Genomic DNA, 22,689 nt, shown 5'->3' with positions numbered 1-22,689 from the left:
GATTAGTCTTGAACCTAAGAAGGCGGGACTATCGGGCTCCTCAATATGGGGACATCAAAGAAAAGCAGTGGCATTAAATCAGACCCCAGTCCAGTAAGAAAGTTCTGGGGAAATAAAAAAAGTATAAAATAATGTTTAGCTTTTTCCGCAACGGCCTTTTTAGTGTACTAGCCTAATACTCCCGGCCAGATAATAACGATCAACGAACCTGCCAATGTTAATAGTACGTTGGCGATGGCATAAGTCCCTGCGTATCCTAGTGCCGGGATGTTACTGCGGGCAGTATCGCTGATGATGTCCATGGCCGGTGCGCAAGTGCGAGCACCCATAATGGCACCAAAAAGCAGAGCACGGTTCATGCGTAATACATAAGCGCCAAAGAGAAAGCAGATGACGACTGGGACCAGACTCACGATTAGGCCAGAGATAAGCATCTGTCCACCGACCGCGCCCAAGCTGCTATTAATACCGCCACCTGCACTTAATCCGACGCCAGCCATAAAGACCATTAACCCGAACTCTTTCACCATATTCAACGCACCTTGCGGGATATAGCCAAAAGTAGGGTGGTTAGCACGTAAAAATCCGAGCATGATGCCAGCCATTAATAGGCCGGCAGCATTACCAATGCCGAAACTGAAATTACTGAATTGGAAGGTAATTAAACCAATCATCAATCCGAGAATAAAGAAGGCACAGAAAGCCAGCAGGTCGGTGACCTGACTGTGAATAGAGATAAAGCCAATTTTTTCTGCCACGCTTTTAACGCGCCGTGCATCACCGCTGACTTGCAGTACGTCGCCTTTATTCAATACTACGTTGTCATCAATCGGCATTTCAATTTGGCTGCGGATCACCCGGTTTAGGAAACAGCCGTGGTCAGTCAATTTTAAGTGGCTGAGTCGCTTTCCAACAGCATTGCTATTTTTAACCACAATTTCTTCGGTAACAATGCGCATGTCCAGCAGGTCACGGTCGAAAACTTCTTTACCGTTACGAAAACTGGGATCAAGACGGGAGTGAGCGTCAGGGTAACCGACCAGTGAAATCTCGTCTCCCACTTGCAGCACCGCATCACCATCTGGGTTGGCTAAAATACCATTGCGGCGAATACGCTCAATATAACAACCCGTCTGGCGGTAAATACCTAATTCACGTAGATTTTTACCATCTGCCCATGCCACCAGTTCCGGGCCAACCCGGTAAGCGCGAATGACAGGCAAATAGACCTTACGCTGGCTATCGGTATCCAGACCGCGCTCCCGAGCAATCTGCTGAGCACTGGTCGGTAAGTCCTGGTGTTGGAGTTTGGGCAAATAACGTGCGCCCAAAATCAGGCTCACCAGCCCGATAAGATAGGTTAGGGCGTACCCGAGGCTCAGATTATCCTGCGCGTGTTGCAACGCCGGGTTATTGGCGATGGTATGGCGCAACGTATCACCTGCACCGACCAAAACCGGTGTGGAGGTCATGGAGCCTGCCAGCATCCCGGCAGTAAGGCCAATATCCCAGCCAAATAATTTACCCAGCCCCAACGCCAGAATCATTGCGCTACTTACCATGACCAGAGCGAGCATCAGGTAGTTTTTACCGTCGCGGAAAAATATAGAGAAAAAGTTTGGACCGGCTTCAACACCGACACAAAAAATAAATAGCATAAAGCCCAGATTCAGCGCTTCAGTATTGATGGTAAAGTGCTGTTGCCCAAGCAACAGTGATACCACCAACACACCAATAGCATTACCTAATTGAATAGGGCCGAGTCGCAGTTTACCCAGGCACAACCCCAAGGCTAAAACTACGAATAACAGCAAGATGTAATTGCCGTTTAACAGATTTGCGACGTTTATATTCACGAGTATGACTTTCTATTTAGCTCGAATGACCACGATGTATACGCTCTTGGTTTAAAGGTAGAAGGGGCATTTCTTTAAACTCAGAATATTTATCGCTAAACAGCACATAAAGGCAGGCGATAGTGGGAGTTATTCTAATCTGTCTGCTGCGAGACAGCCAGTAATAAGCAGGAAGTTTGGTCTCGCTAGAAGGATATGCTTTGTTACCAATTATAGATGGGCTTATATGTTGTTTGTAGGTCGCTTCGTCTGGTTTCCTGAGGCGGTTTTTACTGTGTGGTACTAGAGTCCCAGCAATAAAAAAAGGGCGCTAAGCACCCTTTTTCGAATAAAACCAAATAATATTGGCGAGGAAACGCTCTGTGCGGCTGACCAGATTACTGGAATAGGCTCAGATTTTCTTTAGCGTATGCTTCAAAATCTGTGCAACCGCCAATGTGTTTCTCATCAATGAAGATTTGCGGTACGGTTTCTACCGGTTTGCCGACGGTTTTTTCCAAATCAGCTTTGGTGATACCTTCCGCATGAATATCGATGTAACGGAATTTAAAATCGTCGCGTTCAGTTTCCAGTTTTTCTGCCAGTTCTTTAGCACGGACACAATAAGGACATCCAGGACGCCCGAAAATCACAGCAAACATGTAAAACTCCTTAATTAAATTGAGCTATCCCCGCCATTTCTCAAACAGGGGTAATCACTTCGCCAACAGCTCTTTCTATCTTCAACTGTTAAATGACTTCTAGCGCATTACTCACTCTTACTGCGGTCTACTATGCCCTTTGACGCGGTGAAAAAAAAGCAGGATTTGCCTGTTAGTTTGATTAATCGTACCTATTTGCTTATCGGTACTGTTACAAGTTGTGGGGATTCAATACACTGTATAAACGCTTATGCAGAGCCTATCGGAGGTAAAGATGCGCTCGTTAGGAGATATGCCCCGCATTGTGATTATTTCAGAAGTGCTGGGGATGCTGTTACTGGTTGTTGCCTACCTAAGTATTAATGGCTACTTGTCATTATCTGGTTCAATGGGAACACCAGCTGTCGCCATTATTATGATTTTTGTCGGGATTGGCCTGATGCTCCCTGCCGCTGCGTGTATTGTTTGGCGCGTAGCGAGTGGTTTTGGCCCACTATTAGGTAGCGCCGATAGAATATCAAGGCCGCCATCCAACAAAGAATCAGAGGCAGAGCAGAGCAAAAAGGATAATAAACCCGATCAGGATAATGACTGAGTCTTTATAAGGGCATTAAATTTGTCGGTATTGATCATAGCACTGTCGGTTAATATTCCGTAAGCTATGCCACTTTTCGTCTTATGAGAATCGTGAGGTAGGTAGTTATGGATTCACTCATCGTCCCGGATTTAGCCTTATTACGGCGTTGGCTGGATCAACTCGGTATCTCATTTTTTGAGTGCGACTCCTGTCAGGCGCTGCATTTGCCGCATATGCAGAACTTTGAGGGCGTGTTTGATGCCAAAGTTGATTTGGTTGATAACATCATCTTGTTCTCGGCGCTGGCTGAAGTCAGGCCGACGGCCCTTATCCCGTTAGTCACGGATCTGAGTCAAATAAATGCCAGCTCGCTGACGGTTAAAGCCTTTATCGATATTCAGGATGATAATTTGCCGAAATTGATTGTCTGCCAGTCACTGACGGTAGAAGTGGGTGTCACATTTGCTCAATTTGGCTATTTTATGCAGCAGTGTGAAGAGCAGATTTCGATGATCATTCTGGAAGCGCGTGCCAATGATTTACTGTTTATTGGCAACAGTGACGACGATGAATCGCTACAGACGGCGACGGCTTATCCGGTTATCCACTAATATCCCTTCATTAAATGTGCCGCTGATAGCGGTGGCACACTGTTATTTCCCCTGTAAACCATAAGATATTCTGCTTTTTACCCTACTTTGCCAGATATTTATCGCCGTTTATGCCATTAGTGGCGCATTACATAGATAGAATGTGCATAAAAAATCGATAAAAGGCGTTTTTTACCCTAGAGTATGGTACGGATTGCCAAGTGCGGTTATGCTGCTGTTTCTGCAAAGGGCATAATATTCCTCCGCCTAAACAGTGATTATTCTTACTAGGTGAATAATCACTCACCGTGCATAGTCATGCATCTGGTGCAGGTGGCAATAGCACTCGGCAGGGCAAAGGTGTTGTATCCTAGCGGATACAAATTTAGCGCACGACTTCACCCCCTATTCTGGAGGAGTTAACGGATGTTCACCCATCGTAAAAAGTGGTTATCGGGTGTTGCTGCTGGCTTATTAATGGCCGCGTCCGTCTCAGCATCTGCTGAGGAAAAAACACTGCACGTTTACAACTGGTCCGATTATATCGCACCCGATACGCTGGCTAATTTCCAAAAGGAAACCGGCATTAAGGTTGTCTATGATGTGTTTGACTCCAACGAGGTGTTGGAAGGTAAGTTGATGGCCGGGAGTACCGGGTTTGATTTAGTGGTGCCATCAGCTAGTTTCCTTGAGCGCCAATTGTCTGCGGGTGTCTTTAAGCCGTTAGATAAAAGTAAGCTACCTAATTATAAAAATCTCGATCCTGAGTTGTTGGCGCTGGTCAGCAAACACGACCCAGAAAATAAATATGCTATTCCTTATTTGTGGGCGACAACAGGTATCGGCTATAACGTCGAGAAAGTGAAAGCTGCTCTGGGGAAAGATGCGCCAGTAAACAGTTGGGATCTGGTACTGAAACCTGAAAATCTTGAGAAGTTGAAAAGTTGCGGTGTCTCTTTCCTGGATGCACCAAGTGAGATCTTTGCAACTGTACTCAATTACTTAGGTAAAGACCCAAACAGTATTCAGGCGACCGACTACACCGGTCCTGCCACTGAATTGTTGCTGAAACTGCGGCCGAACATCCGTTACTTCCACTCTTCACAATATATTAATGATCTGGCAAATGGTGACATCTGCGTCGCTGTCGGTTGGGCCGGTGACATCATGCAGGCGTCTAATCGGGCCAAAGAAGCGAAAAATGGCGTGAATGTGGCCTACAGCATTCCGAAGGAAGGCGCATTAGCGTTCTTTGATGTGTTTGCGATGCCATCTGATGCTAAAAATCAGGATGAAGCCTATCAGTTCCTGAATTACCTGATGCGCCCTGATGTGATTGCTAATATCAGTAATCATGTGTTCTATGCCAACGCCAACAAAGCGGCAACGCCATTGGTAAATGCAGAAGTACGTGATAACCCTGGTATTTATCCGCCAGCGGATGTGCGCGCCAAAATGTTCACGCTGAAAGTACAAGACCCGAAAATTGATCGTGTGATCACCCGGGCTTGGACAAAAGTGAAAAGTGGTAAATAACCCATTGGTGTGAATCAGTAGCTTGCGCTCAACGCGTGGCTGATATCACATTGATGGAAAGTGAAATGAACGAGGGTAGGGGCAGGGAGTTTATCTTCCTGTTCCTGTTTTTTATTGTGCCGCACCTTAAATGCGGCCTGTTCTGCTTTTACGGAGAGCACGCTGAGTGAATGATGTAATTCCCCGCCCGCAGCCAAAATCCCAGAAGGTGTTTACACCCTTGTTGGAGATCCGCAACTTAACCAAGTCATTTGATGGTCAGGCCGCGGTAGATGACGTCAATCTGACTATCTACAAAGGTGAGATTTTTGCGCTGTTAGGGGCTTCAGGCTGTGGTAAATCCACCCTGTTGCGGATGCTGGCCGGTTTTGAGCAGCCGACTCAGGGGCAGATAGTGCTCGATGGGCAGGACTTGTCTCATGTGCCGCCGTATCAGCGCCCGATCAATATGATGTTCCAGTCTTATGCGTTATTTCCCCATATGACGGTTGAGCAAAATATCGCGTTTGGCTTGAAGCAAGACAAGTTACCTGCTGATGAGATCAAAAGCCGCGTCGCAGAGATGCTGACATTGGTGCACATGCAAGAGTTTGCTAAGCGTAAACCACACCAACTCTCTGGCGGGCAGCGTCAGCGCGTGGCTCTGGCCCGTAGCTTGGCCAAACGGCCAAAACTGCTGTTGCTGGATGAACCCATGGGGGCGTTGGATAAAAAGCTGCGTGATCGGATGCAACTGGAAGTGGTTGATATCCTGGAGCGGGTGGGGGCGACCTGTGTGATGGTTACCCATGACCAGGAAGAAGCGATGACGATGGCCGGGCGCATCGCCATTATGAACCGTGGCAAGTTTGTGCAAATTGGCGAACCGGAAGAGATTTATGAACATCCGAACAGTAGATTCAGCGCTGAATTTATCGGCTCGGTGAATGTATTTGAGGGAGTACTAAAAGAGCGGCTGGATGATGCATTGGTGATTGACAGCCCCGGTCTGCGCCATCCATTGAAAGTGGATTCTGATGCCTCGGTGGTAGACGGTGTCCCGGTATTTGTGGCTCTGCGCCCGGAAAAAGTGATGTTGTGTGAACAAGTGCCAGAAGATGGCTGCAACTTCGCGGTCGGTGAAGTGGTACACATTGCTTATCTGGGGGATTTATCCATTTATCATGTGAAGTTACACAGCGGGCAGATGCTGAGTGCACAGCTACAAAATGGTCATCGCTACCGTAAAGGGATGCCAACATGGGGCGATGAAGTGCAATTATGTTGGGATGCTGACAGTTGCGTGGTTTTGGGTAATTAAGAGCCTTGGGGAGTTAATATCGTGATGTCTAAATCTACCCGTGGGGCAGCAGAACCACCGACCCGTACTGTCGGGCCGATTAAGGCTTTTGTCCAGCGTTACCAAATGGCGCATGGCCGTAAACTGGTTATTGCCATGCCTTATTTGTGGCTATTTCTGTTGTTTATGTTGCCGTTCCTGATTGTATTCAAAATCAGTCTGGCCGAGATGGCGCGCGCCGTACCCCCTTATACCGATCTGGTTACCTGGCTGGACGGCAAGTTGGATATCTCGCTCAATCTTGGTAACTATCTGCAACTGCTCGATGATCCGCTGTATATCGATGCTTACCTGCAATCATTGCAAGTGGCTGCGGTGTCGACGCTATGCTGCCTGATTATCGGCTATCCATTGGCTTGGGCGATTGCACACAGTAAATCATCCACTCGTAATATCTTATTGCTGTTGGTGATTTTACCTTCATGGACCTCATTCCTCATTCGGGTTTATGCCTGGATGGGTATTCTGAAAAACAATGGAATCTTGAATAATTTCCTGATGTGGGCCGGGATTATTGATCAACCGCTGATTATTCTGCACACCAATCTGGCGGTATACATTGGTGTGGTCTATTCCTATCTGCCATTCATGGTACTGCCAATCTATACTGCGCTGACCCGACTGGATTATTCGTTGGTGGAGGCGGCGCTGGATCTGGGGGCCAAGCCATTTAAGACCTTTATCAGTGTCATTGTGCCATTGACCAAAGGTGGCATTGTTGCCGGTTCCATGTTGGTGTTTATCCCTGCGGTGGGTGAGTTTGTTATCCCTGAACTGCTCGGTGGGCCGGACAGCATTATGATTGGTCGTATTTTGTGGCAAGAGTTCTTTAACAATCGCGATTGGCCGGTTGCCTCGGCGGTTGCGACGGTGATGTTAGTGCTGCTGATTGTGCCGATACTCTGGTTCCACAAGCATCAGAATAAAGAGATAGGAGGCCCGGTATGAATAACCTACCGGAAGTACGTTCGGTCTGGCGTCGGGTGATCCTTATTGTCGGTTATACCTTCTTGTATGCGCCGATGTTGATGCTGGTTATCTACTCATTTAACAGCTCTAAACTGGTAACCGTATGGGCGGGGTGGTCAACCCGTTGGTATACAGAGCTATTTAATGATTCAGCGATGATATCTGCCGTTGGCCTGAGTCTGACTATTGCCGCCGCCTCCGCCACGATGGCGGTGGTTCTGGGGACAATAGCCGCGGTGGTGATGGTGCGTTTTGGCCGTTTTCGCGGTTCAACCGGTTTTGCTTTTATGCTGACAGCGCCGTTGGTGATGCCCGATGTGATTACCGGTTTATCATTGCTACTGCTGTTTGTTGCTATGGGGCATGCTATCGGTTGGCCAGCAGAGCGTGGCATGTTCACCATCTGGCTGGCGCACGTCACCTTCTGTACTGCCTATGTGACGGTAGTGATAAGTTCTCGTCTGCGTGAGCTGGACCGTTCTATTGAAGAAGCCGCCATGGATTTGGGGGCCACACCACTGAAAGTGTTCTTCGTGATTACCGTGCCGATGATTGCACCGGCATTAATCTCCGGCTGGTTATTGGCCTTTACTTTATCGCTGGACGATTTAGTGATTGCCAGCTTTGTTGCCGGCCCAGGGGCGACAACCTTGCCGATGCTGGTCTTTTCTAGTGTGCGGATGGGGGTTAATCCAGAGATTAATGCCCTTGCCACACTTATCTTGCTGGTGGTTGGGATAATCGGTTTAATCGCGTGGTGGTTTATGTCCCGTTCGGAAAAGCAGCGGTTGCGTGAATTACGAAAAGCTGCCCGTAGCTGATTGCCGTTAAAACTGTTAGGCTTCATTCTGCTTTAACGCCGCTGACCAGCGGCGTTATTGTCAGGGATAACATTAGGTTGCAGCAACCGGACTGAGGGCAGATAGGGCGACATGAGAAAACTATTTTCATCCTTAGCATTTTCATCCTCTGCAACGACGCCAGTACCGGTCCTCATCGCCGGTACTGCCATTATTGCTACCCGTATCCTCGGCGTATTATTATTGGTTGCGACTCTGGGGTGGGTGGGTACCGGTGAATTTATCAGTGAAAGTCTGCAAAGCTGGGATTTTGGCCTGATCTTCTTGGCCAGTGTGGTGCTATTGCTGTTAGAGATTGTCTGCGGCGCTGCGGTGTGTTATCGCAAGAACTGGGCGCGTTGGTGCTATTTGGCGTGTCAGATTATCGCGAGTGTTTATTTGTTGATGGTATCACTGGACTGGTTGTATTTAGATGTTTTTCGGGTTGAAGGTGATACCGGCAGCGAAATTCTACATAGCCTACTGTTACAGAAGATCCCTGATGTGGTGATTATCGGTTTGCTGTTTTTCCCCTGGTACCGCTATTTCCCTCAGTCAAAATGAGTGTTTAGCGCGGCACAATGCTACAATTCGCCTCATCAACAGCCTCGGCTGCAAATTATTCAACTTCTCAGATTATAACGGTCAATATTAATGCATTGCGCACAGTATACGGCGGGTCGCTGTCGTTCCTGCCAGTGGCTGGATAAACCCTATCCACAACAACTGGCTGACAAACAACATCATTTGGAGAGTCTGCTAGCTGGTCACCCTGTGGTTCAGTGGTTAGCGCCGGTTTTCGGGCGTGAGAACGCTTTTCGTAATAAAGCGAAAATGGTGGTCAGTGGTAGTGTTGAACGGCCGCTATTAGGAATGTTGCATCGTGACGGTACCCCGGTCGATTTATCTGACTGTCCACTCTACCCGGCCAGTTTTGCCCCGGTCTTTACCGTGCTGAAAACGTTTATAGCCCGCGCCGGTCTCACACCCTATAACGTTGCACGTAAACGCGGCGAGCTTAAATTCCTGTTATTGACTGAAAGTACTTATAGCGGTGAGTTAATGCTGCGCTTTGTACTGCGTTCTGAAACCAAGCTGGTGCAATTACGCGCAGCACTGCCATGGTTACAGCAGCAATTGCCTCAACTGGCTGTTATCTCGGCTAATATTCAGCCAGTGCATATGGCAATCTTGGAAGGGGAGCAAGAAGTCCCGTTAACTGAACAGCAGGCGCTGCCCGAACTGTTTAATCAGGTGCCGCTGTTTATCCGGCCACAAAGTTTTTTCCAGACCAATCCTCAGGTTGCCGCCTCACTGTATGCCACGGCACGGCAATGGGTGCGGGAGCTGGATATCAGCAGTATGTGGGATCTGTTTTGCGGAGTAGGTGGTTTTGGTTTGCATTGTGCCAGCACCGAGACGCAACTCATCGGTATTGAAATCAACGCGGAAGCCATCGCCTGCGCACGCCAATCGGCGCAGCAGTTGGGATTAAAGAATGTCAGTTTTGCTGCACTGGATTCCACCCGTTTCGCCACCGCAGAAACGCAAGTGCCGCAGTTGGTATTGGTTAACCCCCCACGGCGTGGCATTGGTGCTGAACTGTGTGACTATCTTGCTCAGATGGCACCTGAATTCATACTCTATTCAAGCTGTAATGCGCAGACAATGGCGAAAGATATCAGCCTATTAGCCGATTACCATATTGAGCGGGTGCAGTTGTTTGATATGTTTCCGCATACCGCCCACTATGAAGTTCTAATCTTACTTACCCTGCGGCCTTGAAGTTGTAGGGTTGTTAGCTACCTTCATTCACCCGAATCACTTACTTGAGTAAACTCATCGGGATGCGTTCGTTTGCCGCCTACCTACAACTGCAATGACTTTGGGGAAGTTATTAAATCAGTTTGGAAACCACTTATCATTGATAGCTTTATATGTCCCATCGGCTTTCACTGCATCAATGGCTTTATTCAACTTCTCCAACAATGCGGTATTCTCCGGGCGTACCGCAATGCCAAGGCCAGTGCCGAAGTATTGTGGGTCGGTCACATGTTCGCCAACTGATGCCAGGTTCGGGTTGGTTTTCAGCCACTCATTCACTACCGCAGTATCACCAAACACCCCATCAATACGGCCATTTTTCAGGTCAATGATGGCATTCTGGTAGCTGTCATAAGCCACCGTCTGAATTTCAGGATGTTTGTCTTGCAAATACTTCTGATGAGTGGTGCCATTTTCCATCCCGATTTTCTTGCCTTTCAGATCGGCAAAAGAACTGAATTTACCTTTTGGTGCAATCACAATGGCGGAGTTTGCATAGTAAGGTTGGGTGAACGCGACCTGCTTGCTACGCTCAGGGGTAATATCCATGCCAGAAATGACGGCATCATAACGTTTGAATTTCAGCGCTGGGATAAGACTATCAAAAGCCTGATTGGTGAAGGTACAGTTGGCCTCCATTTGTTTACACAACGCTTTTGCCAGATCCATATCGAAGCCGACGATTTCGTTATTGGCATCCATTGATTCAAATGGCGGATAGGTGGCTGAGGCAGCAAAACGAATAGTTTCTGCGGCAGTCGCGCTGAAAACCATACCACTTAGTAGGGTTGCCAATAGTAACTTTTTCATGCTTAAACTCCTGTCTGAATTTTTTAAATAAAATGAGCTATTAGTTATTGATTTTATTATAACTGGTGGTTTTTCATCACGTTCTATTCGGATAAATTATGGTATTTACATTGCCATTTTATGAATTTATATGCAAGTAATGTGATTAAAAATTTAATTTTATTTTAATCACTGGAAGGACAGGACAGGCGAGATGTTTGGGTTTGGTTGACATGAGTGCGGTGATCACCTCGCCATGTGGTGCCTCAACCGCCAAGGGGGTTACAAGCGCGTAACCCCTTGGAACCCCTGCGCTTGCGCACGTATCCCCAGCCTGCTTCGCAGGTACCCTCGGCTCATCATTTCGGCTAGCGGACGGCTTTATTATGGCCTCTTTGAGGCTAGCCTCCGGGCCAACGCAAGCGTTGTTCAAAACTGCTTCGCAGTGTTGTCGCGTCCCTGCTCATGACGCCTCAACCCGCCGTCCATGGCGGATTTCCCTTACTCCACTCTTCACTCGGCTGCTCAAATGTGCTTTTAAACATCAAAACCTAAAAACCATGGTTTTGAATTGGCTTTTGACGTTGAGCGCAATCAGGAATGTTGCCGACCAGGAGGGAGGGTAGAGTGAGCGGGCATGGACAAATCTGCCGGGAGCAGATTTGAACGCTGCTAGCAGCGGCCCCGAAGGGGTGAGTTCCAGGGATGGGACAAATTACCCCCGCGAAAAGCGCGCTTGAGCAGGGATGCGAATCGCGCTGGCTCGTTAGCCCGAAAGACGCAGGAGGTTTACCCACAGGGCAATATTTCGCGCAAGCGCGGGATTGCATAAGGGGCCACGCTTATGGCCCCTTTGCCGGTTGGTTCATTGGAGGTCAGGTGAGCTGTGAAGCCCTAACAACCGAATATGATAACTAAACAGCTAACAACCAAATTGGTCACAAAATCAAAAGAATAATCTTAATTGCGCCGCTCAAACGCCAGTGCTCTGCGTTCCACCAATCTCATCAGCAACGTCAGCAAACCATTCACGCACAGATAGACAATCCCGGCGGCACCAAACACCATCACGTCATAGGTACGGCCATACATCAGTTGGCTATAGCCCATAACTTCCATCAATGTGATGGTATAAGCCAATGAGGTACTTTTGAATACCAAGACCACTTCATTGGAATAGGATGATAATGCGCGCTTAAAGGCAAATGGCAGTAGGATGCGTAACGATTGGGCTTTTGACATCCCCAATGCTTCGCAAGATTGCCACTGACCCGATGGAATTGCCCTAACTGCACCGTAGAACAGTTGCGTAGTATAGGCCGCACTGTTCAATGCCAACGCAATCATTGCGCACAACCAAGGTTGCGACAATAAGCTCCATAACCACGGATATTCACGGATAGCGGGGAATTGACCTGGACCGTAATAGATCAAAAAGATCTGCACCAGCAGCGGGGTGCCGGTGAACAGTGTGATATAAATTTTAACCAGTGGCGTGATAATCGGTGTTTTTAGCGTTAACACAATGGTAAACAGCAGCGACAACACCAGTGCCACCAACAGTGATGCAATCGTCAACGTCAGGCTGGTATGCAGCCCTTTAAGGATCTCGGGTAAATATTCCAGCATCAGGATGGGCTCCGTTCAAAACGAGTGGTACGGAGTTCAATCCATTTGAGCACATACTGGCTCAGCAGAGTCACCACCAAGTAGATTGCCGCTGCAATTACATACCAAGTGAAAGGTTCCTGGGTCCGGGTTGCAATACTTTTGGTTTGTAGCATCAGGTCATTGACGCTGATAAGTGACACTAACGCCGTGTCTTTCAGCAGCACTAACCACTGATTGCCCAAGCCTGGCAATGCATGACGCCACATCTGCGGCATGATCAAACGGAAGAAGATGGCCGCCTGACTCAAACCCAATGCCTGACCGGACTCCCACTGCCCGATAGGCACTGCTTTCAGTGCGCCGCGTAAGGTTTGCGAGGCGTAAGCAGAATAGAGCAGGGCGAGTGCGATAACACCGCACAAGAACGGACTCACCTCAAAATTATCGATATTGAGCTTAATGGGTAGCTCAAACAGATAAAGATTCAGGGTAAAACCGTCCGACAGCATCATCAACAACTGGGAGGAGCCGAAATAGATAAACAGGACCACCAGAATCTCCGGTAGCCCACGCAAAATGGTGACCCAGCCGGTAGTCAGGTAGCTGACCACTTTCACCCGTGATGATTCACAGACGGCAAACAGCATCGCCAGAACCAGACCGAGGGCCAGTGCACAAACGGCAAGGCCGACGGTCATACCGGCGGCGCTTGCTAAAGGTTGAAATTCATTCATGGGTGTTTAGATTACTGCTGGAACCATTTTTTATAAATTGTCTGATAGGTGCCATCTGCTTTAACTTTCGCCAGTGCAGCATCTAACTTACCCTGTAACTCGGTGTTGTTCTGACGCACTGCGATACCTAAACCGGTACCGAAATAGTCAGCGTCAGTCACTTTGTCACCCACCGCAGCGAGTTGGTTATTCTGCTTCAACCACTCGTTGACGACCGCAGTGTCGCCAAATACTGCGTCCAGACGGCCATTTTTCAAATCAAGAATAGCATTCTGATAGCTGTCATAAGGTACGGCGGTAATCTCAGGGTGTTTTTCCATCAGGTATTTCTGATGGGTAGAACCATTCTGCATCCCGACTCGTTTGCCTTTCAGGGCCGCCAAATCAGCCACTTTACCTTTCTCAGCGATAAACAGTGCGGAGTTATCGTAATAAGGTTTAGTAAAGGCTACTTGTTTTTGGCGCTCAGGGGTAATGTCCATACCTGAAATCACCGCATCAAAACGTTTGAATTTCAGGCTTGGGATCAAGCTGTCAAAGGCTTGGTTGGTAAAGGTACATTCGGCTTGCATCTCTTTACACAGCGCATTAGCCAGATCGATATCGAAGCCCTGCATTTTATTATTAGCATCAATAAATTCGAATGGCGGGTAAGTGGCTTCAGCCGCGAAACGGATAGTTTCCGCGGCAGAGGCGGACAGACTGATACTGGCAAGGACGGCCGCTATTATTAATTTTTTCATCGCAAATTCCCAAATAGATATCAATGTGACAGATAGCTGGCAAAAGCTTCGGTTGTTGGTTGTGTAAAGTGGCTGGCATCACCTTGTTCCACCACATGACCGTTTTCCATGTAGACCACACGGCTGGCCGTTTTGCGGGCCACTTCAACCTCATGGGTAACAATCACCTGAGTGATGCCGGTGCCGGCCAATTCACGGATGATACTGACGATTTGTGCGGTAATTTCCGGGTCAAGTGCCGCTGTGGGTTCGTCAAACAGCAAAACTTGCGGCTCCATCATCAACGCGCGGGTAATCGCCACTCGCTGTTGTTGGCCACCAGAAAGGTGCAGGGGGAAGCGGTCAGCAAAATCAGTCAAACGCAACCGTGACAGCAGCTTCTGCGCCCGTGCCATGGCTTCATCTTTTGATAGACCCAGCACACGGCAAGGGGCTTCAATCAGGTTTTGTACCACTGACAGATGTGGCCAAAGATTATATTGCTGAAACACCATACCCACATTTTGGCGCAATTCGCGAATCGCTTTTGCACCGGGAGCCTGAGTAAAGTCGAAGTGATTACCGGCGATCTGCAAAGTCCCTGAACGGGGCATTTCCAACAGATTGAGTACGCGCAGTAATGAGCTTTTACCTGCACCGCTTGGCCCTAATAGCACTAAGGTCTCGCCGGCCGGGCAGTCTAATGTAATGTCGAACAGCGCCTGATGTACGCCGTAATAACAGTTAATTCCGTTAAGTTGAATACTCATGCGCCAAATCTGAATAGCCAATGATGCGGTGAATGGTAACTTCCGCGGCATACTTATGCAATCTTTGTGCGTTAAAATTTATTAATAACCAGAATAAACCCAGCAAAACAGCATAACATTTGGATTTGACTGATATCCGAGGGAATTTGTCACGCGATGCATAAATCTGACAGAGCTATCCTCGTTATCTTTCAAATTGCAGGGGTGTTGGCTGCTCTCGCTAACCCGAATCACTTACCAGTGTAAGCTCATCGGGATGCACTCTTTTGCCGCCTACCTGCAATCCGAAATCTATAGGGGATACTCATTTTCTTTCAAATTGCAGGGGTGTTGGTGGCATTTTGGGCTGGTTAGTGATCACCCAGTAGCTGCCGCAAGCTCCCTGCCGGTGCAGATACCCCCATAAAACGGATATCGTCGACAACCCAGCATGTCCCTTCACGTATCATCAGCACTTCGTCTTGCCACATCACCGATTGGCCACCTGCAGTTTGATGCGTCAAATTAACCCGCAGCGGAATATTTCTGGCATCGGTATTGGGAATGGTTGAGGCACTGGCAACGTCGGCACTGGTACTCCCTTCCCGCAGGCTGGTGAAAATATCGCCGTTTATGGTTTGAGTTTTATTCACCTGTGTCGTAGTGCGGTTGCCAGTCTGTTTTCTGGCAATCTGAATTTGCTCGTACAACGCCTGACTCAAATAAGGGCGAAATTGGGCCGAGAGATTATCATCAGGCAAGCCACTTTGATGACCAATTTGTTGCACGCGGAGGTCATAGAATTTTTGCGCTACGGTATCCGGCCCACCTTCAACACAAGGTGCAGTACGGCTGCTGATATCCTTATAAGCGGGATCAACGGTGCTGGTACAGGCGCTAAGTAGAATGGCAAGAGGAAGAACAACGGCAATATTTTTCTTTTTCATATGATGACCTTAGGTGAAAGAATCTGTTATGAAAGTTATTTCAGTATATACCCAAAGTCATCAGAGTTGCAGTTGGTCAGTAAATCAACCATTTCCACCAATTTTTACCTAGGGTGCTGTTTTACTTAGCGCATAACTTACCGTGCTCTTTCAGCCAGCGGGCGGTACGGATAATCCCTTCGTCCAGTGAGACAATGGGCCGATAGCCTAATTCTTCTTCAGCTCGGTGGGTATCCAACGTTAGATCAAAATTGAGCTTAGCGACGCCATAATGTGTCAGCACCGGCTCTTTTTCTGCTTTATTCCCCAGTTTCTCCATGGCTCTGGCCATGATATCCATCATCGGGTAGGGCACGGAGCGGATACGGCATGTCATATCCAACTCTTCCAGTAAATGTTGCACGATGGTGCGCAACGGGCGGGGCTGCTGATTGGTAATATTATAAGCGCGACCGGACAGCGTGTTCTCACGTTGAGTCGCCAGCCACATCGCATGCACTGCATTTTCCAGGTAAGTCATATCCACCAACGCATTACCGCCACGGGGTAACAGCAAAGTGCCATAATACTTAATCATCTGTAACAGGCGCGGCAGCATCACGGTGTCGTGAGGGCCAAATAACCCCTGCGGACGTAAAATAGTGAAATGGGTTTGTGGATTGGAAAGTGCTAATTGTTTGATAACCTCTTCACCGGCAGCTTTACTGCGGGCGAACTCGTTAGCAAAACGTGCCGGGCGGAAGTCCTCCTGAATATTTCGATGGTGGTGATAATCGAAATAGATAGCAGGTGAGGAGATATGAATAAAATTCTCCACACCATAGGCTGCGGCCCATTCCCCCAAACGGCGTGTGGCGCGCACATTAGCCAGTTCGAACGCCTGTTCGGTGCCCCAAGGAGAGGTAAAACTAGAGCAATGCCATAGGGTATCGACGTCTGCCAGCATGGCTTTCGCCTGCGAGGAGACCAGGTTTGTCAAATCTGCATGAATAAATTCAGCACCTATTTTTGTCAACAATGCGCCCATCGCCGGATTGTTGCCGGTGGCGATGACTTTAATACCCTGACGACGGAGATATTCAACGGCATTTCGGCCTAACCCACAGGTTGCACCGGTGACCAATACCTTCATAGCGAATTCGGTTCCCACCAAAAATCAGAATGCTAGCGTTTGGAATCATTCGCCCAGCAAATAAGATGCCATTCTTTCGTGAAATGCGGTGCTATGCAATCAGAATCCCCTGCTTACTTGAATTTGCAGCGTTATTAGCTGCAACGCCCATTAAATAGGGGATGCATCACGCCGTTTGATTTAAGGCTCTGATTCGTTGTGCGCGGGTGCGGTAGGTTCACGATCATATTGCTCGGCCAGCGCCGCGATGCGTTTTGCCATTCCACGGAAAATAAACAGGTGTGCTGGCATCATTACAAACCAGTACAGTAAACCGCTAAAACCGGCCGGATGCCACCACGCCCGCACATCAATGCTTCGGCAGCCACCTAAATCCTTGATAGTAAAAGTGAGACGGCCCAGACCCGGCGCTTTCATGCCGAACATCATGGCTAATTGGCGTAATGGTTTGATTGTAATGACTTTCCAACCATCAATCAGGTCGCCTAATGCCAGTGTTTCCCGCTCTGGGCGGCCATATACCACGCCACCACCGGCGATGTCATCCATCCAGGCGCGGATTTTCCATAACGGATTGCCATAAAAATAACCTTCTTTACCGCCGATTTGTTGCACCACGTGCCACAGCGCCTCACTGGAGGCGGTAGTCGATAGCTGGCAACCGGCCTGTTTAGGGTAAAATCCGTAGCCGGGCCGCCAGCGGGCGCGGGCCTCGGGGTCGTAGCCCCAGTCGGCGGAGTCGACCACTTCATCTTCACGGCGCAGTGTCTCTTTGACCGCGTCGTCAAAACTTATCAGCTGTTGTGGGATAAGCGCCTGCAAAGCCTCACCATTGGCTGGTAAATCATGGTTCAATCCGGCAATCAATGCACTGGCAATCGACGTGGGTACCGAGGTGACCAGATTGATGAAATAAACCGAAATAAACCGGGTAGGGAGTGGGATCGGAATCAGCCAACGCCGTTTACCACTGATCGCAATAAAGCGCTCAAACAGGGTCTGATAACTGATGTATTCCGGCCCGGCAACCTCGAAAATTCGGTTATCTTGTGCCGGATGGTTGAGTAATTCAGTCAAATACACCAGCAGGTTATCCAGTGCAACGGGCGAAGATTTAGAACGAACCCAGCGTGGCGGGGTGAGGATGGGCAGGTTATAAACCATATCGCGCATCACTTCAAACGCGGCCGAACCGGGGCCGACGATAATACTGGCGCGCAGTTCGGTGACCGGAATGCCGCTTTGGCGCAGCAGTTCACCGGTTAACTTACGCGCAATCAGATGAGGCGAGCTGTTATCCTCGGGTTGTAATGCACCTAAATAAATAATCTGTTTCACCGTGGGCGATGAGGTTGCGGCGCTGTGTTGTAGCGCCGTTTTCAGATTATTAGCAGCAATACGTTCCTGTTCAATCAAGTCCTGCCCGTCGCCCATACCATGAACCAGATAATAAACGACATCAATATCTTGCAACGCAGCACTGAGGGTGGTTGGCTGATAAAGATCAACGAAGCGACAATCGACCCCCGACCACTGTTGCTCTTTTAACCACTCAATGCGGCGGGCGGCGGCAATAACATGGTGTCCTTGTTGGCTGAGCTTTGGAACCAGGTGCTGGCCGATATAGCCACTGGCACCTAATACCAATATCCGTTGCGGTGTCATGAGCGCTGCTCGGTCAAAAATTCACGCCACAGCGCAACCACTTTCTCCAGATCATGGCGGCTGATATTGAGGTGAGTAATCATTCGAGTTACCGGGCCTGCACTGATCAATATACCGCGTTCACGCATCCAAGGGCCAAGCTTGGCGGCAGCCTCGGCGGATTGCTTAATATACAGTACGTTGGTCTGCGCTCCGGGTGCTGCAATTTCGATATCCAATGCGCGCAGTTGCTGCTCTAGCCATATTGCATTGTCATGGTCATCTTTTAACCGGCTGACATTGTGCTCTAAGGCATACAAGCCTGCCGCGGCCAGAATACCCGCCTGACGCATACCGCCACCGGTCATTTTACGCCAGCGGCGGGCGCGTTGAATATACTCAGCACTGCCGCACAACAGGGAACCCACCGGTGTGCCCAACCCTTTTGAGAGGCAAATCGTCAGGGTATCGCAATACTGGCTGATCTCGCTTAGTGGCACATTTAAGGCGACGGCAGCATTAAAAATACGTGCGCCATCGATATGCAGTGCCAGTTTCTTCTCTCGAGTCAGCGCCCAAGCTTGCTGTAAATAACGAAGAGGCAACACTTTGCCGCTATGGGTATTTTCCAAACTCAACAGCCGGGTCTGAGCAAAATGAATATCATCGGGTTTGATGGCTGCCAACACTTTATCCAGTGGCAGGGTACCGTCATCATTGGCTTCAATAGGTTGTGGCTGAATGCTACCAAGCACTGCCGCGCCACCAGCTTCATACAGATAGTTATGGGCTTTCTGACCGACAATATACTCTTCACCCCGCTGGCAGTGGGTTAATAGTGCCACCAGATTGGCCTGGGTGCCGGTTGGTAGGAACAGTGCCGCTTCCTTACCTGACAGGCTGGCGGCTTTAGCTTCCAAGGCATTAACCGTTGGGTCATCGCCATAGACATCATCACCCACTTCAGCGTTAGCCATCGCATTGCGCATTGCGGTGTCAGGTTGAGTTACTGTGTCACTACGTAAATCGATCAGCATAATTTTCTCGCGGTCAGAATAAGAAGATATTCTTCATCATAGCCAGATTGATAAAACAAGAAAGGAGTGAAAGGTATTATTTAGCTATTTGGTGAGTAATATTTATCGTGATAACTGATAATTAATTCGAATTGGCATTATTGGCTGATTTATTAGGATTTTTCTCGCTGGGCATAGACCAAACACGAAGATGTATTAATTTCCTCCAGGCATTTGCCTTGTTTATCGGTAAAAAACCGCGTTTCCAGTTCGTGGGCATCAGCCTTATCCAATAATATGAAACCGTATTGCTCCAGCAAGGTATCTATGCCGCGGGTAGTGATACCAAACGTCCACTCTTCGCCAATACTGCGCACACGTTCAACACTCTCTTTTGCGCCATATTCCGGGTTGTGCTGGGGTAAGCCTTCTTCGTCGGTTAATACCGAGAGTTCCGTCAACAGATGAGCGTAAACAAAGTCGCAGATAATTTGGCTACCTTCATTGCAGTAGTCACTTATGGCACTAAACAGTGTTCTTACCTGTTCTGGCTCGAGGTACATCAATAACCCCTCCAGCAGAAACAGGCATTTTTCACCCGCCTGTAACGGGATATCCGCCAGAATGTCCGCCAGACTTTGCAGATTAAAATCAAGGGGTAAAAAAGTTAGATTGGTAGGTGGGGTGATATCGCACTCACGGAGTTTCTCTATTTTAGATTGTTGCATGGCTGGATGGTCTATCTCATAAACCCGGCTATGTTGCAGTGCGTGATAGAAACGAATTGCTCTTGAATCAAAGCCCGCACCCAGAATAAATATTTTACTAAATCGACCTGCGGTTTTCTTAAATAGATCATCGATATACAAGGTTCTGGCGACAATATAAGGGTAAATTCCTGCTGGGGTAGCGATATGTAAACTATCATCGCCCAATAGAAAGGTTTTCTGCATCATAGAAAAGAATGAATGGAAGGTCTGGCTTAGAATAACCGCCACGTAATCATCACTTTTAAAATAAGGCCGTTTATCACCGTATGACTTTGCCCGCAGTAAACAGGTTAATTCAGCCGTAGCCGAAGTCCCTGATTTGGCTCTCTTTGACATAATGACACCACCATAAATAAAGTTAGCGTGCTGCTTATATAGCTACTAACAATTATCCTGATAAATAATGGCAACCACTGATTAAAAGACAGTACGCCTCTATTTGCTATTTTGCTGGGTGACGAGTAAAAAATGTCGTTTATGACACATAAAATATAAGGATAATTTCTGTCTCAATCAGAAACTGGAGGGGGGAAACAATGAAAGTGAATAAAAAACCACTTTCATTGCTAATTATTCTGTTACCAGATGGCTTAGGGAATCAGCGGAGCCAGTTGGTTTTTGCCAGCTCGACCACCTCATCGCCACGGCCATTAATGATAGCCCTTAGCATGTAAAGGCTGAATCCTTTGGCTTGCTCAAATTTGATTTGTGGTGGCATCGACAGCTCTTGCTTGGCGGTGACCACATCGAGCAAAACCGGCCCCGGATGAGCGAAAGCACTCTCTAGTGCGGCATCTAATTCGGAGGCTTTCTCGACCCGAATCCCTTTGATACCGGCGGCATTGGCAATGGCGGCAAAGTCTGGATTATGCAAGTCAGTGCCATCGGTCAGATAGCCACCGGCTTTCATCTCCATGGCGACAAACCCCAGAACACTGTTGTTAAACACCACAATTTTCACCGGCAGTTTTAATTGTGCCAGAGTGAGAAAATCCCCCATCAGCATGGTGAAACCACCGTCACCGCATAAGGCAACCACTTGCCTGTCAGGGGCCGTTGCTTGCGCGCCAATGGCTTGTGGCATGGCATTGGCCATCGATCCATGGTTAAACGATCCCAGTAAACGCCGCTTACCGTTCATTTCCAGATAGCGGGCCGCCCATACCGTTGGTGTGCCGACATCACAGGTGAATATTGCGTCATCAGTGGCATGGCGGCTAATCTGTTGTGCCAGATATTGCGGGTGGATGGGTTGATTATCATTGGCGGTCGCCAAACCATCCAGATCTTTACGGGTGGTACGGTAGTGCTCTAACGCTTTTTGCAAAAATGTGCTGTCACTTTTGACTTCTAGTTGTGGCAACAGCGCGCTAAGTGTGGTTTTGATATCGCCGACCAGCGCCATATTGACCGGGCAATGCGCACCAATACTGCCGGGGTTGATATCAATTTGGATGATATTGGCGTTGGTTGGATAGAATGCACGGTAGGGGAATTGTGTTCCCAGCAGAATTAGGGTATCGGCATTGAGCATGGCATGATAGCCGGAGGCAAAACCAATCAGCCCTGTCATGCCAACGCTGTAAGGGTTATCCCACTCAATATGTTCTTTCCCGCGTAGGGCATGTACTACCGGGGCTTGCAGCATTTCAGCTAACTTCACCACTTCATCGTGGGCGTCAGCACAGCCGCTACCACACATTAGCGTGATATTTTTCGCCTGATTAAGCGTTTGCGCCAAAATGTTCAACTCACTCATCAGCGGCTGAACTAGCGGTAATTTGGGTGTTTGCCACACGATGGCGGCATCTTCTGGTGCAGGTTGTAACGCCACGTCACCTGGCAATACGATCACTGATACGCCGCGATTGAGGATAGCTTGACGCATGGCGATTTCCAGCACCCGTGGCAACTGTTCCGGGTTAGAAACCAGCTCACAATAGTGGCTGCATTCGCGAAACAGTTCTTGCGGATGGGTTTCCTGGAAATAACCACTGCCAATCTCACTGGAGGGAATATGTGCGGCAATAGCCAATACGGGGACATGATTACGATGACAGTCAAACAGGCCATTAATCAAATGCAAATTACCCGGGCCACAGGAACCGGCACAGACTGCTAACTGCCCGGTGAGTTGTGCCTCAGCCCCGGCGGCAAAGGCGGCCACCTCTTCATGGCGAGTACCCAGCCATTCGATAGTGCCCATCCGATGCAGACTATCACTCAGGCCATTGAGTGAGTCGCCGGTTACACCCCATATTCGCTTAACACCTGCTTGTTCCAACGTTTTTGCGACCAGTGTTGCCACAGTTTGCTTCATAGTTGTGTTCCCTCAAGGATTAATGGCGAGTCATTATTCTATGAGGTCAAAGTATGGCGCGTTTGGCAATAATTGCGCCATTAA

21 protein-coding genes are annotated in these 22,689 nt (G+C 48.5%); 8 read left to right on the top strand and 13 right to left on the bottom strand.

Translation table 11 applies throughout. From position 1 onward, the window contains the following. Positions 1-167: 167 nt before the first annotated feature. Together ACWJJO_RS14310 and ACWJJO_RS14305 are read right to left on the bottom strand one after the other, a co-directional pair. The gene (locus ACWJJO_RS14310) at positions 168-1,856 is read right to left on the bottom strand and encodes an aspartate:alanine antiporter (protein ID WP_083158397.1); all 1,689 of its coding nucleotides are present in this window, start codon (positions 1,854-1,856) and stop codon (positions 168-170) included. Between the two features lie 377 nt (positions 1,857-2,233). Beyond that, positions 2,234-2,497 (bottom strand): GrxA family glutaredoxin, encoded by a 264-nt coding sequence (locus ACWJJO_RS14305; RefSeq protein WP_004873700.1) that lies wholly within the window; start codon positions 2,495-2,497, stop codon positions 2,234-2,236. A gap of 274 nt (positions 2,498-2,771) precedes the next feature. Between ACWJJO_RS14305 and ACWJJO_RS14300 the strand changes: the two genes are divergently transcribed. The 8 genes from ACWJJO_RS14300 to rlmC all read left to right on the top strand — a co-directional run bounded on the left by ACWJJO_RS14300 (position 2,772) and on the right by rlmC (position 10,132). Continuing rightward, on the top strand, positions 2,772-3,092 hold the full coding sequence (locus tag ACWJJO_RS14300) for a YbjC family protein (protein WP_083158398.1): 321 nt from the start codon (positions 2,772-2,774) through the stop codon (positions 3,090-3,092). 107 nt (positions 3,093-3,199) lie between these two features. Beyond that, positions 3,200-3,685, top strand: a complete 486-nt coding sequence (locus ACWJJO_RS14295; RefSeq protein ID WP_481091167.1) for a type III secretion system chaperone family protein — start codon at positions 3,200-3,202, stop codon at positions 3,683-3,685. A gap of 405 nt (positions 3,686-4,090) precedes the next feature. Next, entirely contained in the window at positions 4,091-5,200 is a 1,110-nt protein-coding gene (potF, locus tag ACWJJO_RS14290) for a spermidine/putrescine ABC transporter substrate-binding protein PotF (protein WP_083158400.1), read from the top strand. A 166-nt stretch (positions 5,201-5,366) separates the two neighbouring features. Continuing rightward, a complete protein-coding gene (gene potG / locus ACWJJO_RS14285; protein WP_083158401.1) occupies positions 5,367-6,500 on the top strand; it encodes a putrescine ABC transporter ATP-binding subunit PotG in 1,134 nt (377 codons plus the stop codon). A gap of 24 nt (positions 6,501-6,524) precedes the next feature. After that, on the top strand, positions 6,525-7,487 hold the full coding sequence (gene potH, locus ACWJJO_RS14280) for a putrescine ABC transporter permease PotH (RefSeq protein ID WP_372569332.1): 963 nt from the start codon (positions 6,525-6,527) through the stop codon (positions 7,485-7,487). Beyond that, positions 7,484-8,329, top strand: a complete 846-nt coding sequence (potI, locus tag ACWJJO_RS14275) for a putrescine ABC transporter permease PotI (RefSeq protein ID WP_050084992.1) — start codon at positions 7,484-7,486, stop codon at positions 8,327-8,329. Before potH ends, potI begins: the two co-directional genes overlap by 4 nt. Positions 8,330-8,440: 111 nt before the next feature. Next, positions 8,441-8,911, top strand: coding sequence for a YbjO family protein (locus ACWJJO_RS14270; RefSeq protein ID WP_083158403.1), 471 nt, complete (start codon positions 8,441-8,443; stop codon positions 8,909-8,911). A gap of 90 nt (positions 8,912-9,001) precedes the next feature. Continuing rightward, the gene (rlmC, locus tag ACWJJO_RS14265) at positions 9,002-10,132 is read left to right on the top strand and encodes a 23S rRNA (uracil(747)-C(5))-methyltransferase RlmC (RefSeq protein ID WP_083158404.1); all 1,131 of its coding nucleotides are present in this window, start codon (positions 9,002-9,004) and stop codon (positions 10,130-10,132) included. 117 nt (positions 10,133-10,249) lie between these two features. On the opposite strand, the gene artJ (ACWJJO_RS14260) is transcribed toward rlmC, so the two are convergent. The 11 genes from artJ (ACWJJO_RS14260) to poxB form a co-directional block, all read right to left on the bottom strand. Beyond that, positions 10,250-10,981 (bottom strand): arginine ABC transporter substrate-binding protein, encoded by a 732-nt coding sequence (artJ, locus tag ACWJJO_RS14260; protein ID WP_083158405.1) that lies wholly within the window; start codon positions 10,979-10,981, stop codon positions 10,250-10,252. Positions 10,982-11,920: 939 nt separating this feature from the next. Further along, entirely contained in the window at positions 11,921-12,589 is a 669-nt protein-coding gene (gene artM / locus ACWJJO_RS14255) for an arginine ABC transporter permease ArtM (RefSeq protein WP_032899150.1), read from the bottom strand. Next, the gene (gene artQ, locus ACWJJO_RS14250; RefSeq protein WP_005184781.1) at positions 12,589-13,305 is read right to left on the bottom strand and encodes an arginine ABC transporter permease ArtQ; all 717 of its coding nucleotides are present in this window, start codon (positions 13,303-13,305) and stop codon (positions 12,589-12,591) included. The genes artM and artQ overlap by 1 nt, the downstream gene beginning before the upstream one ends. Before the next feature lie 11 nt (positions 13,306-13,316). Then, positions 13,317-14,048: an arginine ABC transporter substrate-binding protein gene (gene artJ / locus ACWJJO_RS14245; RefSeq protein WP_005184779.1), complete on the bottom strand. Its 732-nt coding sequence runs from the start codon at positions 14,046-14,048 to the stop codon at positions 13,317-13,319. A gap of 20 nt (positions 14,049-14,068) precedes the next feature. Continuing rightward, complete coding sequence (artP, locus tag ACWJJO_RS14240; RefSeq protein ID WP_481091594.1) at positions 14,069-14,797, bottom strand: arginine ABC transporter ATP-binding protein ArtP; 729 nt, start codon at positions 14,795-14,797, stop codon at positions 14,069-14,071. 350 nt (positions 14,798-15,147) lie between these two features. Then, positions 15,148-15,723, bottom strand: a complete 576-nt coding sequence (locus tag ACWJJO_RS14235; protein ID WP_372569329.1) for a lipoprotein — start codon at positions 15,721-15,723, stop codon at positions 15,148-15,150. Positions 15,724-15,844: 121 nt separating this feature from the next. After that, positions 15,845-16,855 carry an NAD-dependent epimerase/dehydratase family protein gene (locus ACWJJO_RS14230; protein ID WP_083158412.1) on the bottom strand — a complete coding sequence of 337 codons (1,011 nt, stop codon included), beginning with the start codon at positions 16,853-16,855 and terminating at the stop codon, positions 15,845-15,847. Positions 16,856-17,035: 180 nt separating this feature from the next. Further along, a complete protein-coding gene (locus tag ACWJJO_RS14225) occupies positions 17,036-18,520 on the bottom strand; it encodes a DUF2867 domain-containing protein (protein WP_372569328.1) in 1,485 nt (494 codons plus the stop codon). Beyond that, positions 18,517-19,536, bottom strand: a complete 1,020-nt coding sequence (gene ltaE, locus ACWJJO_RS14220) for a low-specificity L-threonine aldolase (RefSeq protein WP_083158414.1) — start codon at positions 19,534-19,536, stop codon at positions 18,517-18,519. Before ltaE ends, ACWJJO_RS14225 begins: the two co-directional genes overlap by 4 nt. Positions 19,537-19,688: 152 nt before the next feature. Next, positions 19,689-20,621, bottom strand: a complete 933-nt coding sequence (locus ACWJJO_RS14215) for a class I SAM-dependent methyltransferase (RefSeq protein ID WP_372569326.1) — start codon at positions 20,619-20,621, stop codon at positions 19,689-19,691. Between the two features lie 262 nt (positions 20,622-20,883). Continuing rightward, the gene (poxB, locus tag ACWJJO_RS14210; protein ID WP_372569325.1) at positions 20,884-22,605 is read right to left on the bottom strand and encodes a ubiquinone-dependent pyruvate dehydrogenase; all 1,722 of its coding nucleotides are present in this window, start codon (positions 22,603-22,605) and stop codon (positions 20,884-20,886) included. Between the last annotated feature and the right edge of the window lie 84 nt (positions 22,606-22,689).

This window comes from Yersinia antarctica (genome assembly GCF_056636475.1).
Note: the sequence above shows the minus strand (reverse complement) of the source record. Positions and strands in the feature narration are given on the sequence as shown.

Coding starts and splice junctions, on each gene's coding strand:
- ltaE (WP_083158414.1), bottom strand. CDS start 19,536: ATGCTGATCGATTTACGTAGTGACACAGTAACTCAACCTGACACCGCA.
- artM (WP_032899150.1), bottom strand. CDS start 12,589: ATGCTGGAATATTTACCCGAGATCCTTAAAGGGCTGCATACCAGCCTG.
- ACWJJO_RS14300 (WP_083158398.1), top strand. CDS start 2,772: ATGCGCTCGTTAGGAGATATGCCCCGCATTGTGATTATTTCAGAAGTG.
- artJ (WP_005184779.1), bottom strand. CDS start 14,048: ATGAAAAAATTAATAATAGCGGCCGTCCTTGCCAGTATCAGTCTGTCC.
- ACWJJO_RS14270 (WP_083158403.1), top strand. CDS start 8,441: ATGAGAAAACTATTTTCATCCTTAGCATTTTCATCCTCTGCAACGACG.
- ACWJJO_RS14230 (WP_083158412.1), bottom strand. CDS start 16,855: ATGAAGGTATTGGTCACCGGTGCAACCTGTGGGTTAGGCCGAAATGCC.
- ACWJJO_RS14215 (WP_372569326.1), bottom strand. CDS start 20,621: ATGTCAAAGAGAGCCAAATCAGGGACTTCGGCTACGGCTGAATTAACC.
- rlmC (WP_083158404.1), top strand. CDS start 9,002: ATGCATTGCGCACAGTATACGGCGGGTCGCTGTCGTTCCTGCCAGTGG.
- potF (WP_083158400.1), top strand. CDS start 4,091: ATGTTCACCCATCGTAAAAAGTGGTTATCGGGTGTTGCTGCTGGCTTA.
- potH (WP_372569332.1), top strand. CDS start 6,525: ATGTCTAAATCTACCCGTGGGGCAGCAGAACCACCGACCCGTACTGTC.
- poxB (WP_372569325.1), bottom strand. CDS start 22,605: ATGAAGCAAACTGTGGCAACACTGGTCGCAAAAACGTTGGAACAAGCA.
- potI (WP_050084992.1), top strand. CDS start 7,484: ATGAATAACCTACCGGAAGTACGTTCGGTCTGGCGTCGGGTGATCCTT.
- ACWJJO_RS14235 (WP_372569329.1), bottom strand. CDS start 15,723: ATGAAAAAGAAAAATATTGCCGTTGTTCTTCCTCTTGCCATTCTACTT.
- ACWJJO_RS14295 (WP_481091167.1), top strand. CDS start 3,200: ATGGATTCACTCATCGTCCCGGATTTAGCCTTATTACGGCGTTGGCTG.
- ACWJJO_RS14225 (WP_372569328.1), bottom strand. CDS start 18,520: ATGACACCGCAACGGATATTGGTATTAGGTGCCAGTGGCTATATCGGC.
- ACWJJO_RS14305 (WP_004873700.1), bottom strand. CDS start 2,497: ATGTTTGCTGTGATTTTCGGGCGTCCTGGATGTCCTTATTGTGTCCGT.
- artQ (WP_005184781.1), bottom strand. CDS start 13,305: ATGAATGAATTTCAACCTTTAGCAAGCGCCGCCGGTATGACCGTCGGC.
- artJ (WP_083158405.1), bottom strand. CDS start 10,981: ATGAAAAAGTTACTATTGGCAACCCTACTAAGTGGTATGGTTTTCAGC.
- artP (WP_481091594.1), bottom strand. CDS start 14,797: ATGAGTATTCAACTTAACGGAATTAACTGTTATTACGGCGTACATCAG.